Origin of the sequence: Rhodococcus sp. NPDC056506 (assembly GCF_042794945.1) — a bacterium.
GTDB lineage: Bacteria > Actinomycetota > Actinomycetes > Mycobacteriales > Mycobacteriaceae > Rhodococcus_F.
Genome location: NZ_JBHTSW010000003.1, coordinates 289,091 through 301,783, shown reverse-complemented (window position 1 = coordinate 301,783; position 12,693 = coordinate 289,091). Strand labels below are relative to the sequence as shown.

Sequence of the window (12,693 nt, the reverse complement as noted above, 5' to 3'; positions counted from 1 at the left end):
GGCAGATTCTCGGCTGTCGAATTTCAGGCTTTCGGTGTTCAGCGCTTTCGATGTTCAGCGCTTTCGGTGTTCAGCGCTTTCGGTGTTCAGGGACGGCTGAGCGCGCTCGCGTTGTCGTTGTCGCGAGTGGCGGTCGAACCTGCGGTGCTCTCGAGCATCCCCTCGAGGACGTTCTTGCCGATCGACGTTTCCTTGGGAAGCGCGATCGGGTAGGTCCCGTCGAAGCACGCGGCGCACAGACGGCTGGCCGGCTGCTCGGTGGCGGCGATCATGCCTTCGGTGGAGATGTATCCGAGGGTGTCCGCTCCGATGGAGCGACGCACGCCGTCGAGCATTTCCTCGAACGTCGCGTCCTGTCCGCCCGCTCCGTTGGCGATCAACTCGGCCGGTGAGGCGAAGTCGATGCCGTAGAAGCAAGGCCACTTGACCGGCGGTGAGGCGATGCGGACGTGGATTTCGAGAGCGCCGGCTTCGCGGAGCATCCGGATGAGCGCACGCTGAGTGTTGCCGCGAACGATCGAATCGTCCACCACCACAAGGCGCTTGCCGCGGATGACTTCCTTGAGCGGGTTGAGCTTGAGCCTGATACCGAGCTGACGGATCGTCTGCGACGGCTGGATGAAGGTACGGCCCACGTAGGCGTTCTTCATCAGACCCTGGCCGTAGGGGATGCCTGAGCCCTGTGCGTACCCGACGGCTGCGGGAGTGCCGGACTCGGGAACGGGGATGACCAGGTCACCTTCGGCGGGGTGCTCGCTGGCCAGCAGGCGACCGATCTCGACGCGGGTCGAGTGGACCGAACGGCCGCCGATGACGCTGTCGGGACGGGCAAGATAGACGTACTCGAAGACGCAACCCTTCGGCGTCGGATTCGCGAAACGCGAGGAGCGAACGCCGTCGGCGTCGATCGCGAGCAGCTCACCGGGTTCGATGTCGCGGACGAACGACGCACCCACGATGTCGAGGGCTGCGGTCTCGCTGGCGACTACCCAACCGCGATCCAAACGGCCGAGGCAGAGCGGGCGGATGCCGTGCGGATCGCGCGCTGCGTACAGCGTGTGCTCGTCCATGAAGGTCAGGCAGAACGCGCCCTCCAACGTGGGAAGCAATTCCATCGCAGCCTGTTCGATGGTGCTGTCGCCGGCAGCGTGCGCCAGGAGACCACCGATGAGGTCGGAGTCGGAAGTCGCGGCATTGGGGCGCTTGTCGTTGACCAGGCCGGCCGCACGGGTGCGGCTCGCAAGTTCAGCGGTGTTCACCAGGTTGCCGTTGTGGCCGAGCGCGATGCCCGTACCGGCAGTGGTCGTACGGAAGATGGGCTGCGCGTTCTCCCACGTCGTGGAACCGGTCGTCGAATAACGGCAATGTCCGACGGCGACATGTCCTGGCATCGCTGCGAGGGTCTGCTCGTCGAATACCTGACTGACCAGGCCGAGATCCTTGAACACCAACACCTGGGAGCCGTCGGCTACCGCAATGCCGGCAGCTTCTTGACCACGGTGCTGAAGTGCGTACAGGCCGTAATAAGTGAGCTTCGCCACATCCTCTCCCGGCGCCCAAACGCCGAATACACCGCATTCTTCGCGGGGCTCGTTCTCGTCCTCGTCGGACGGGTTCGAAGCGAGGAGATTTGGACTGTTGACCGACAGATCGGCACGAGTCACCGGGCGCTCCCTTTGTGGGCAGGGGTTGGGGGGCATCCACAGTCTACGGCCATTTTGGGACCCACTTCCCCTGAGGGCAGCCTTGGGCCTCAGATCACTCCGAAGCGAACCGGGTGGTCTCTAGTAATAACGCCAACCGCTCTGTCACTACGCCAACCGCAGCAAGGGGAGCCAGTGCGCTATTTCTGGGGCGCGGCTACCTGATGCGTCGACTCGTCCGTCACCTGCGGCCTCGGAAAACTCGAGGAGTCCGGTGACCATCTGCAACCAGGTCCGAGCGTCTGTCTCGACGACGTTGGGCGGGGTTCCGCGGGTGTGACGCGGACCTTCGATGCACTGCACCGCAACAAACGGTGGGACGCGCACCTCGACGCTCGATCCGGGGGCGATCTGCTCGAGAGTGCGCGCACTCATCTTCACTGCCGCACCGAGTTCACTGCGAGAAGGTTTCGGCAGTTCCGGATCTCGAAGCCACGGGCCGACGGCCAGGATGGCGGCACGAAATTCGGCGGGGTCGACGGCGCGGCGGGGCGGCATCAGTTCACTCCCTGTCTGCGAGTAGCGATACGAACGGCAAGTGCGCCACCGGCATTCGTGGCCAGGTGCAGCAGGGCGGGGGCAAGTACGCTGCCGCCCCGCCGGTGCAGCCACTCGAACAGCAATGCCGAAGCGCCGGTGAATGCCACTGCAGCGGGAACGTTGTCGCCGGCACCGCGGGCGGGGGCGACGTGCCACAACCCGAAAGTCAGTGCATGAACAGCCTGCGCGGTGGGACGGTTCAGCTCACGATTCCAGACTGCGGACATCGCGCTCCGGAACAACAGTTCCTCGGAAAGCACCGTGCCGAAGGGGATGTGCAAGATGATCCACTCGAGGAAGTCCTCACGGCCGTCTGCGCGCTCGTCGGCAGCGAGAGTCGCGCGCAACGAGGGAACGGCTAAAGCGACGCTGTAACCCGTAAGCACTGCGCCGGCCGCGGCTCCGCCGAACTGAGCACCACCACGAATGCCGGTGTGCGCCAAGCCGAGTTCCTCGCGGGTGTAACCACGTGCGAGTAGGACACCGATAGCCGACAGACCGGCCGCAGTGTTGACCACGGCGCGGGCACGAGGCGAAAGACCGAATGCCGGAAGCACGACGTTGCTCCAGGTGATCGCGGCGGCGGAAAGCGCGATCGAGGCTGCTCCCCTCACTTCTCCGGGCCCTCGGATTTCACGGCGACAACCAAAGCCGATCGCACCCGCTCGGTTTCTGCGGCCGTCCATCCCTCGGGCTGGGCAACGCTGATCCAGGCGTCCAGAACGGAGGTTCCGTAATTGTGACCATGGCCGTCCGGAACTCCCGCGGCGTTACCGAGGTCGGCCGACACCTGCCAGAACGTCACGACCGGGAACCACTTCATCGACGGTGAGCGGTCGAATCCCGGTACTTCCTTGAGCCACTCGGGACGATTGAACATGAGGTCGGGCGACCACCACACCACCGGATCGGAAGGGTGCTGGACAAACAGAACTCGCGGCTCCGGCCACGTCATTCCGTCGGTCGGAATGTCTTCGGAGCGATCCGCGAACCGTACGCCGGCCAGGCCGTCCGCGTAGACGGGCGCTACTTCAGGGGTACCGGGATCGCGCCTCTTCTCGATCGAACGCCACAACTGCGTCGCGTTCGGTGGGCCAACCCACAGAATTCCGTCGGCGGTATCGCGCGCCGCTTGAAGTGTGTCGAAGGCTCCGGCGCCGGCCATGACACCGAGGCTCTCGCCGTAGACCATGAACTTCGGCCTGGTGGCTTCCGGTTCCTGGAGCCATCTTTCGTGCACCCGCTCGATCAACAGGCGTCCGGCAGCTTGCGCCTTCTCCTGGTCGGCGAGGAACGAGATCCAACTCGGCAGGTACGAGTACTGGCTGGCGACAAGAGCAGTGTCGCCGTCGTGCACAAGTTCGATTGCCTGCGCCGCAGTGGGATTGACCCACCCCGTACCCGTCGTCGGAATGACCACGAGAACCTTGCGCTGGAATGCGCCGGTCCTCTCCAGTTCTTTGATGACCAGATCCATGCGCTCTTCGGGATCTTCGGCGCTTTCGAGGCCGGCGTACACGCGAATCGGATCCATCGCCGGCTTACCGGTTGCCGCTTCGAGTTCCTGCGCGTCGAGTCCGCGCGAGACGAAGTTTCGCCCCTCGAACCCCAATGTGTCCCAGGGAGCAGCAGATTCGGGGCTACCCGATTTCATCGGATCCTGAGGTTCGACGACGCCGTCGCGAGTGGTCGAGTTCTGCAGACTGAAGATCGAGTTGGTCGCTGCGTAGATTCCGCGGACCAGGACGCCGTCGACCAGCATGAAGAACAGAACGGTGACAACCAGGACGCCGACACCGTTGGCCACCGATCGTGACCAGTGGAACCGCCGCATCAGCTGTCGGGCAATCAGTTTCACCAGATCGTGGAGGACCCGCCAGATCGAGATGAGCAGACCGCCGACGAGCAGGCTCAGTCCGAGGGTTCGGATGTAGCCCGAGGTGGTCGTGCCTTCAGCATCGGTCAGTGCCGCGATTTCGCGTTGCCACCCGGCCGCGTAGACCAGCATGATGATCGCCGCGACGATGGACGCGACCGGAACGAACACTTTGATCGCGGAGGGCACCGGTTCGGGCAGTGGCCACCACCGTCGCCCGCTGAGCAGGTATCGCTCGACAGCCCAGCCGATCGCGGTACCGACCCCGTAGCCGATGGCCGAGTTGATGCCGCCGATCAGACCTTGGAACAGCCAATCTCGCGGAAGCAGCGAAGGAGTCAACGACCAGCAGAAGAAGAACGCGGCAAACGCGATGCCGGTGAAGTCGAGCTTGAGGAGACCCCACGCCCACTCGGTGAAGCGGTTGTCGAGCTTCTCGAGAGATGCGGGAACAGCCAGCCGCAGGTGGTGTTCCTGCGGCTGGCTGTCAGAAGAAGTCAGTTCTCCGGAATCGACCATCTATCACCCGAACAGAGCGGGCAGCGTTCCCTCGAAGGCCTCACGGAGCTTGGCCATCGTGACGGAGAAGTGTCCCTGGACCTCGACGGAATCACTGCCCTCGTCGACGACTCCGATACGCGTCCACGGCAAGCCGCGGGCGGTGCACATACCCGTGAAGCGGGTTTCTTCCGTGCGCGGAACAGCAACGAGGACGCGTCCCGACGATTCCGAGAACAGGGTGACGAACGGATCGGCACCCTCGGGAATCAGGATGCGGCAACCGGTTTCGCCGGCCAGCGCAGCTTCGACGACGGCCTGGGCCAGTCCACCCTCGGAGAGATCGTGGGCTGCGGTGACCAGTCCGTCACGCGAGGAGGCGAGCAGGATGTCCGCGAGCAGCTGCTCGCGGGCCAGGTCGACCTTCGGCGGCACGCCACCGAGATGACCGTGCTCGACCTGCGACCAGATTGAACCGTCGAACTCGTCGTGGGTGTCGCCGAGCAGGATCAGCGTCTCACCGGGCTCGAGTCCGAGGCCCGTCGGGATGCGGCGGTGAACGTCGTCGATCACACCGAGGACGGCAACCACCGGCGTCGGCAGGATCGCCGTGGATCCGGTCTGGTTGTAGAAGCTGACATTGCCGCCGGTGACGGGGATGCCGAGGGTGGCGCAGCCATCAGCGAGGCCGCGAACAGCCTGCTGGAACTGCCACATGACACCCGGATCCTCGGGCGAACCGAAGTTGAGGCAGTTGGAGACGGCCTTGGGCGTTGCGCCCGTGACTGCCACGTTGCGGAAAGCCTCGGCCAATGCGAGCTGGGCACCGGTGTACGGATCGAGCGCGGTGTAGCGGCCCGAAGCGTCGGTGGACAGCGCGATTCCGCGTCCGGTCTTCTCGTCGATGCGGATGACGCCGCCGTCGGCGTTCTCGGCCAGGACGGTGTTGCCGCGGACGTAGCGGTCGTACTGCTCGGTGATCCACTTGCGGCTGCACAGGGCAGGCGAAGCGATCATCTTCAGCAAAGTGGCTTCGAGTTCTTCGTCCGTCTCGGGACGCTCGAGCCCTGCGGTCGTGTTCGCGATCAACGCATCCTGGCTTGCCGGGCGCTCGACGGGACGGTTGTAGACCGGGCCCTCGTGAGCGACGGTGCGCGGGGGAACGTCGACGACGGTCTCGCCGTGCCAGGAGATGGTGAGGTGCTCACCGTCGGTGACCTCGCCGATGTCGGTGGCCAGGACGTCCCACTTCTTGCAGACCTCCATGAACGCATCGACGTTCTCGGGCGTGACCACGGCGCACATGCGCTCCTGCGATTCGCTCGAGAGCACCTCCGCCGGGGTCATGCCGGTGGCGCGCATCGGAACCTTCTCGAGGTTGATGTGCATGCCGCCGTCGCCGGCTGCAGCCAGCTCGGAGGTGGCGCAGGACAGCCCGGCGCCGCCGAGGTCCTGGATACCGACAACGAGGCCGGCCTTGTAAAGGTCGAGACAGCACTCGATGAGCACCTTCTCGGTGAACGGGTCGCCGACCTGAACCGCGGGCAGCTTCTTACGTCCGCCGCCGTCACCGTCGAACGTCGCCGACGCGAGAACCGAGACGCCACCGATTCCGTCGAGACCGGTGCGTGCGCCGAACAGGATGATCTTGTTGCCCGCACCTGAAGCGAAGGCCAGATGCAGATCCTCGACACGCATGACGCCGGCCGCGAGGGCGTTGACCAGCGGGTTGCCTGCGTAGGACTCGTCGAAGACCGTCTCGCCGCCGATGTTGGGGAGGCCGAGGGAGTTTCCGTATCCACCGACACCGCGCACGACACCGTCGACGACGCGACGAGTGTCAGGGGCGTCAGCAGCGCCGAAACGCAGCTGATCCATGACGGCGATCGGGCGCGCACCCATGGCCATGATGTCGCGGACGATGCCGCCGACGCCGGTGGCCGCACCCTGGTAGGGCTCGACGTACGACGGGTGGTTGTGGCTCTCGACCTTGAACGTGACTGCCCAGCCGTCACCGATGTCGACGACGCCGGCGTTCTCACCGATACCGGCCAGCATGTTGGCGCGCATCTCGTCGGTGGTGGTCTTGCCGAAGTATCCGAGGTGGACCTTCGAGGACTTGTACGAGCAGTGCTCGCTCCACATCACCGAGTACATCGCCAGTTCGGCGTCCGTGGGACGGCGGCCCAGGATCTCCTTGATGCGTGCGTATTCGTCGTCCTTGAGACCGAGCTCCTTGAACGGCTGAGCGGCATCGGGATCAGCCGATGCGTGCGTGACGGTATCGACCTGGTGAGCAGACACTGGAGAGTGGTCCCTTCCCTACGGGAGTCAAGAGGCAAGCCGGCGCGGAGCGGGACACCACGAATGTGCCCAACGAAAGAACGTGCCGGGGGACAGTCTATCGGTGTGGGCCGACGACTTCCGCAGACGGCAGCACCCGCAACACCTCCGGGCCTGCGAAGTATCGCCGGTCACACCCGAACCGGTTTGGGTAATCCGGTCGGTTTTCTTAAAGTCAGCCCGGTCCACATCTCTCCTCGAAAGGCCTCGCATGCCCCAGGATGTTCGTCAGTCCGATCTCACGGCGCAGTCCCAGTCGGTGACCACTCCCCTCACTCCGGCTGCAATTTTCCTGGTCGCGACCGTGAATCCGGGTGGCGAGAACACCACACGAGAACTACTCGCCGACGTCGCGGGTCTGCAGCGCGCCGTGGGACTGCGCGTCCCCGGATCAGGTTTGGATGTGGTGACAAGCATCGGATCGTCGGCCTGGGATCGACTGTTCGCCGGTCCGCGCCCTGCCCTACTGCACCCGTTCACCGCTCTACAGGGTGACGTTCACTCGGCGCCGTCGACTCCCGGCGATCTGCTCTTCCACATCCGCGCGATGAGCATGGACGCGTGTTTCGAGGTCGCTCGGCAGATCACGAAGCGACTGCACGGCGCGGCCACCGTCGTCGACGAAGTTCACGGCTTCCAGTACTTCGAGAACCGCGACCTCATCGGCTTCGTCGACGGCACCGAGAATCCGGTGGGCCGCGACGCCGTCGCCGCGGTGACGGTCGGCGACGAGGATCCAGAGTTCGCAGGCGGCAGCTACGTCCACATCCAGCGCTACATCCACAAGATGCGGGACTGGGAAGCAATCACCGTCGACGAGCAGGAGCGTGTGATCGGGCGCAGCAAGCTCGAGGACATCGAGATGACGTCGGAAGTGAAGCCGGCCAACTCGCACGTAGCCCTCAACGCGATCAAGGACGAGAACGGCAAGGCTCTCGAGATCCTGCGTGCCAACATGCCGTACGGACGCCTCGGCGACGACGAGATCGGCACCTTCTTCATCGGCTACTGCCGGACTCCGGCGATCACCGAACGGATGCTCGAGAACATGTTTCTCGGTAACCCTCGCGGCAATTACGACCGTCTGCTCGATTTCTCGACGGCCGTGACGGGCTCGATGTTCTTCACACCGAGCGCCGACTTCTTCGAGGATCTACCGGCTGCGCCCTCGACGCCGACTGGGCTCCCTGCACTTTAACTACGCGCCCTCTAACTACGCGGAGTGAGGAAGGCACCGAGCGCGTCGGCATACATGCGGACATCTGCCGCGCCCATCAGCTCGCGGGCCGAGTGCATGGCGAGCTGAGGCGCGCCCACATCTACGGTGGAAAGTCCGGTGCGTGATGCCGTGATCGGTCCGATGGTGGAGCCGCACGGCAGATCGGCGCGGTGGACGTAGCGCTGCATGGGCACTCCTGCCTGATCGCAGGCGAGCGCGAATTCGCCTGCACCGGCTGCGTCGGTGGCGTATCGCAAGTTCTGGTTCACCTTGAGTACCGGCCCACCGTTGATCTCGATCCGATGAGCGGGCTCGTGGCGGTCCGGATAGTTGGGGTGCGTGGCGTGCGCCATGTCGCCCGACGCGCATACCGAGCCGGCCATCGCCTGCAGGAATTCTTCGCGGCCGCCACCGCGTCCCAACACGATCCGCTCGAGCACGGTGTTGAGCAGGTCCGAGAAAGCTCCGCGATCGGACATGCTGCCGACCTCTTCGTGATCGAAGAGTGCGAGCACCGGAACCTGCTGCCCCGGCGACTCGGCCGCGGCCAGAAGTGCTTGTGTCCCTGCATAACACGTGCCCTGGTTGTCGAGCCGAGGGGCGCTGACCAATTCCTTGTCCACACCCACCACTGCGCTGGGCGCAAGGTCGTGTGTCATCAACTCCCAGCCGAGAACCGACGACGCGGCCACACCCGCACGCTCGGCGACAAAACCGATGAAAGACTTGGGCTTCGAACCCACTCCCCAGATTCCGTTGACGTGCCGCTGCGGATCCAGCGTCACGCCCTTGCGATCTTCGGACAGGTGGATAGCCAGCTGCGGAACACGAAGAATCGGGTCGTCGATGCGAACCAGCTTCTGCTCCACAGTGTTTCCCACCCGCACACTCAATCGTCCCGAGATACCGAGATCGCGGTCGAGCCACGAGTTCAGCCACGCACCGCCGTACGGTTCGAGGCCCACCATCTGCCACCCGGCCGAAGTGAGGTCGGGATGCTGTTTGACCCGCAGATTCGGGCTGTCGGTATGACCTCCGACAATCCGGAACGGAGCGGTACTTCCGACGCCCTCGGTGCTCCAGGCGATCAGCGAACCGCCTCGCACGAGGAAGTACCGTCCGGGCTCGGCGGGCCACGACTGCGTTTCGTGGACTTCGACGAACCCGCCGGCCGTCAGCTCGGTCGCCACCGTCGCGCACACATGGAACGGCGACGGTGACGAATCGACGAAGCTACACAAGCCGTCTGCGTCGGCCCCGGTCAGAGAAGCCGCCCCGGCCTGAGACGTCCGAGAAGTCTGAGAAGTCATGCCCCTCATCATGCCCGAACAGGTGTCCGCGATATCAGCGGGCGCGAATCAGTGGCCGCGAATCAGTGGCCGTGAATCAGGTGGGCACAGGACCGGTCAGCTCAGGCGTGCGGACCGGACACGCAGAACTGGTTCCCATCAGGATCGAGGAGCGTCACCCAGCGGAAACCGTCCATGTTCTCGCGGTGGTGCTCAGTTGCCCCGGCCTCGACGAGTCGCGCCACCTCGGCGTCGAGATCCGGACTCCCCAGATCGAGGTGGATACGGTTCTTCCCGGCGGTGGGGTCCGGGACCTTCTGGAAAGCGAAGTTTGTGGCACTGTCCGGGACCGAGACGATGTAGAACCAACCGTCGTTTTCCTCGACGATGTTTCCGCCCAACTGCGCTGCCCACCACGTTGCGAGCGGACCGGGATCGAGACTGTCGAAGGTGATCATGCCGAGTGTGAGAGTCATGCGCACACGCTAATGGAAGCCACCGACAAAGACTCTCGATCTCGGGCTGAGATGAGACGATCCTCGAATGCGACTCACGACGCTTCGCAACCGCGCTTCAGAACCACTCTTCGCCGTTTTCATCGCGACCGGATTGCTGTTGAGCTGCCTCGGAGTGCTCGCCTGGCGATTTGCCACGCCATCTCTGCGAACAGAACATATCGGCATCCAACCTCCGCCACCGCCGCCGATGGAGGACGGCAAGACCGGATACATGTGGGTTGTCGATGGCTACAGCTACGTCGACGCCCCTCATTGGTTCCCCGCAACTGCGTGGTTCCTGATTGTCGGAACGGCTGTCGCCATTGCCGTGTCGGCGACACTGAACGCGACGGGATGGCACCTGTCCCGCGACGCAGGTGGGCGAAAATTTGCACTTCCGCTTGCACTTTCAGCTTTCGGCGCGGCCTACGGACTCGCGGTTGCCGTTGTCGGAAAAATCTGGCCGCCCACCTACTATTCGGTGGTCCTTCCCGAACCTCGTGACCCGTAGAACCCTTACCCGGCATCGGTCATCATCCACTTCGACCTCGAACCGAACCTGATCACCTTCACAGCCACAGGTCTTGCTGTCGGTCTTGTCGCCGCCACTCTGCTTCACGTCCGGAACTACTCGCTCACACGAACGAACTAGCGGGCGAGGAGATCACTCGACCGCTTCGAGGTCCGCGACACTCCCGTCCGAGATCACCCGGACGTGGCGGGTGATTTTCTCGATCGGCCAGTCCCACCATGCAATTCGCACCAACTTATCGGTGTCGTCATCACTGAAGCGGCGCTTGATCTCCGTTGCCGGGTTGCCGCCGACGATGGCGTAGTCCGGGACGTCGCGCGTAACCACGGCGCCAGTGGACACGATCGCCCCGTGACCGATCCGAACACCGGGCATGACTGTCACGTTTCCGCCGAACCACACGTCGTTCCCGACGACGGTGTCACCGCGCGACGGCAGATCCTGCACCAAATCCATGTGCCTGGCCCAATCGCCGCCCATGATCGGGAACGGGTAGGTGGAGACACCGTTCATACGATGGTTTGCGCCGTTCATGATGAAGGTGACGCCGGTTGCCAGCGCGCAGAACTTTCCGATCACCAGTTTGTCGGGACCGTAGTGGTGCAACACGTTTCGAGTCTCGAACTCTTCGGCGAACTCCGGATCGTCGTAGTAGGTGTACTCCCCTACCTCGATCAACGGGTTGTCGATCAACGGCCTCAGCAACACCACTCGCGGTTGCCCGGCCATCGGATGAACAAGGGCGGGATCCGGCGCCGACGAATCTGACGCAGTGAAATCTGGCGCGTTCATTACCAACTCCGATCCGTCGGCGCGGTGTCGCCGACCGCAGCAAGACTATCCGGTTCCTGCTGCGGTCGACCGACACGCGCAAACGTGCCGGGCGTCAGCCCAGAAGCCCCTTGGCAATATGGGTGACCTGGATTTCGTTGCTGCCTGCATAGATCATGAGCGACTTGGCATCACGCGCCAACTGCTCCACTCGGTACTCGGCCATGTAGCCGTTTCCACCGAACAGTTGCACGGCTTCCATCGCGACTTCGGTCGCTGCGCGCGAGGAGTACAGCTTCATCGCCGACGCCTCCGCCAAGCTCACCTTGTCTCCGGCTGCGGTGCGTTCGATCGCGTTGAAGACCATGTTCTGCACGTTGATTCGAGCGACCTCCATCTCGGCCAGCTTGAGCTGGATGAGCTGGAACTGCCCGATCTCGCGTCCCCACAGCTTGCGGGATTTCGCGTATTCGATACTCAGACGGTGACATTCGTTGATGATGCCGAGCGAGAGGGACGCGATGCCGATGCGTTCGGCGGCGAAGCTCTCCTTGGCGCTGGACTTACCGTCCGACTTTCCGCTGTCCTCGGTTTCGCCGAGTAAGCGGTCTATGGTGATGCGGACGTTGTCGAAGAACAACTCACCGGTGGGTGAGGAATTCATGCCCATCTTCTTGAACGGCGGGCTCTGTGTGAGTCCCTCCATGCCCTTGTCGAGGATGAAGGCGAGCACCTTGCGATCACGACGGTCGACCGACGCGTCGCCCTCGTCGAGCTTTGCGTACACGATCATCACGTCGGCGTACGGACCGTTGGTGATGAAGGTCTTGTTGCCGTTGAGGATGTAGTCGTCACCATCGCGGCGCACGTAGGACTTCATGCCGCCGAAGGCATCCGAGCCCGAATCCGGTTCGGTGATCGCCCAGGCGCCGACGGTTTCGAATGTCACCAGGCCGGGGAGCCAGCGTTCCTTCTGCGCGAGTGTGCCGCGGCTGCGGATGGTTCCGGCGGCCAATCCGAGGCTGACGCCCAACGACGCGACGAGACCGAGGCTGACTCCGGCCAATTCGCTGTTGAGCACAACGCCCATACTGCCTGCGCCGCTGAAGGCACTCGACTTCTCACCGTCACTGGAGGGTGCATCGCCACGCTCACGGGCCAGCGACTTCTCGAGGCCCTCGCGTGCCATCTCGGCGAGACCGAACGTCGAGTACAGCTTGCGAATGATGTCGAACGGCGGCAGCGCACCACTTTCGAGCTCGTCGACGTGAGGTCGCACCTCTTTGTCGATAAAGCCCCGCAAGGCGTCGCGGAACATCAGGTCGGTGTCGGACCACTCGTACATGTGCCTGAACTCCAGTCGGTGAACGATCGAGAGACTGCCGAACGGCAGCCACACACCGAATATAGAACACGTTCCAAAAC

Annotated in this window: 11 protein-coding genes; 2 read left to right on the top strand and 9 right to left on the bottom strand. The window is 63.8% G+C overall.

Going from position 1 to position 12,693, the window contains the following annotated elements; genetic code table 11:
- Nucleotides 1–86: 86 nt before the first annotated feature.
- From purF to purL, 5 genes are all read right to left on the bottom strand, one after another.
- Complete coding sequence (purF, locus tag ACFQ6H_RS05270; RefSeq protein ID WP_003940541.1) at nt 87–1,664, bottom strand: amidophosphoribosyltransferase; 1,578 nt, start codon at nt 1,662–1,664, stop codon at nt 87–89.
- Between the two features lie 147 nt (nt 1,665–1,811).
- Nucleotides 1,812–2,201 carry a sterol carrier family protein gene (locus ACFQ6H_RS05265; protein WP_378644477.1) on the bottom strand — a complete coding sequence of 130 codons (390 nt, stop codon included), beginning with the start codon at nt 2,199–2,201 and terminating at the stop codon, nt 1,812–1,814.
- Nucleotides 2,201–2,857, bottom strand: a complete 657-nt coding sequence (locus ACFQ6H_RS05260; protein ID WP_378629704.1) for a CPBP family intramembrane glutamic endopeptidase — start codon at nt 2,855–2,857, stop codon at nt 2,201–2,203. Before ACFQ6H_RS05260 ends, ACFQ6H_RS05265 begins: the two co-directional genes overlap by 1 nt.
- The gene (locus ACFQ6H_RS05255; RefSeq protein WP_378629701.1) at nt 2,854–4,638 is read right to left on the bottom strand and encodes an alpha/beta hydrolase; all 1,785 of its coding nucleotides are present in this window, start codon (nt 4,636–4,638) and stop codon (nt 2,854–2,856) included. Before ACFQ6H_RS05255 ends, ACFQ6H_RS05260 begins: the two co-directional genes overlap by 4 nt.
- Before the next feature lie 3 nt (nt 4,639–4,641).
- A complete protein-coding gene (gene purL, locus ACFQ6H_RS05250) occupies nt 4,642–6,921 on the bottom strand; it encodes a phosphoribosylformylglycinamidine synthase subunit PurL (protein WP_378542830.1) in 2,280 nt (759 codons plus the stop codon).
- Nucleotides 6,922–7,171: 250 nt separating this feature from the next.
- Here purL and ACFQ6H_RS05245 point away from each other — a divergent pair, with 250 nt between their 5' ends.
- The gene (locus ACFQ6H_RS05245) at nt 7,172–8,158 is read left to right on the top strand and encodes a Dyp-type peroxidase (RefSeq protein WP_378542828.1); all 987 of its coding nucleotides are present in this window, start codon (nt 7,172–7,174) and stop codon (nt 8,156–8,158) included.
- A gap of 11 nt (nt 8,159–8,169) precedes the next feature.
- Here the strand turns inward: ACFQ6H_RS05245 and ACFQ6H_RS05240 are convergent, their stop codons facing one another.
- Together ACFQ6H_RS05240 and ACFQ6H_RS05235 are read right to left on the bottom strand one after the other, a co-directional pair.
- On the bottom strand, nt 8,170–9,489 hold the full coding sequence (locus ACFQ6H_RS05240; RefSeq protein WP_287482658.1) for a M18 family aminopeptidase: 1,320 nt from the start codon (nt 9,487–9,489) through the stop codon (nt 8,170–8,172).
- A gap of 101 nt (nt 9,490–9,590) precedes the next feature.
- Complete coding sequence (locus ACFQ6H_RS05235) at nt 9,591–9,944, bottom strand: VOC family protein (protein ID WP_003939907.1); 354 nt, start codon at nt 9,942–9,944, stop codon at nt 9,591–9,593.
- Nucleotides 9,945–10,011: 67 nt separating this feature from the next.
- Here ACFQ6H_RS05235 and ACFQ6H_RS05230 point away from each other — a divergent pair, with 67 nt between their 5' ends.
- Nucleotides 10,012–10,476 (top strand): hypothetical protein, encoded by a 465-nt coding sequence (locus ACFQ6H_RS05230; RefSeq protein WP_378644473.1) that lies wholly within the window; start codon nt 10,012–10,014, stop codon nt 10,474–10,476.
- Nucleotides 10,477–10,629: 153 nt separating this feature from the next.
- Here the strand turns inward: ACFQ6H_RS05230 and ACFQ6H_RS05225 are convergent, their stop codons facing one another.
- Together ACFQ6H_RS05225 and ACFQ6H_RS05220 are read right to left on the bottom strand one after the other, a co-directional pair.
- Entirely contained in the window at nt 10,630–11,289 is a 660-nt protein-coding gene (locus ACFQ6H_RS05225; protein ID WP_378644471.1) for a CatB-related O-acetyltransferase, read from the bottom strand.
- Nucleotides 11,290–11,383: 94 nt separating this feature from the next.
- The gene (locus ACFQ6H_RS05220; protein ID WP_378644468.1) at nt 11,384–12,613 is read right to left on the bottom strand and encodes an acyl-CoA dehydrogenase family protein; all 1,230 of its coding nucleotides are present in this window, start codon (nt 12,611–12,613) and stop codon (nt 11,384–11,386) included.
- Between the last annotated feature and the right edge of the window lie 80 nt (nt 12,614–12,693).

What these genes read in the sequence shown, in the direction of transcription:
- ACFQ6H_RS05265 (WP_378644477.1), bottom strand. Translation starts at nt 2,201, where the DNA reads ATGCCGCCCCGCCGCGCCGTCGACCCCGCCGAATTTCGTGCCGCCATC.
- ACFQ6H_RS05255 (WP_378629701.1), bottom strand. Translation starts at nt 4,638, where the DNA reads ATGGTCGATTCCGGAGAACTGACTTCTTCTGACAGCCAGCCGCAGGAA.
- ACFQ6H_RS05245 (WP_378542828.1), top strand. Translation starts at nt 7,172, where the DNA reads ATGCCCCAGGATGTTCGTCAGTCCGATCTCACGGCGCAGTCCCAGTCG.
- ACFQ6H_RS05240 (WP_287482658.1), bottom strand. Translation starts at nt 9,489, where the DNA reads ATGACTTCTCAGACTTCTCGGACGTCTCAGGCCGGGGCGGCTTCTCTG.
- ACFQ6H_RS05235 (WP_003939907.1), bottom strand. Translation starts at nt 9,944, where the DNA reads ATGACTCTCACACTCGGCATGATCACCTTCGACAGTCTCGATCCCGGT.
- ACFQ6H_RS05230 (WP_378644473.1), top strand. Translation starts at nt 10,012, where the DNA reads ATGCGACTCACGACGCTTCGCAACCGCGCTTCAGAACCACTCTTCGCC.
- ACFQ6H_RS05225 (WP_378644471.1), bottom strand. Translation starts at nt 11,289, where the DNA reads ATGAACGCGCCAGATTTCACTGCGTCAGATTCGTCGGCGCCGGATCCC.
- ACFQ6H_RS05220 (WP_378644468.1), bottom strand. Translation starts at nt 12,613, where the DNA reads ATGTACGAGTGGTCCGACACCGACCTGATGTTCCGCGACGCCTTGCGG.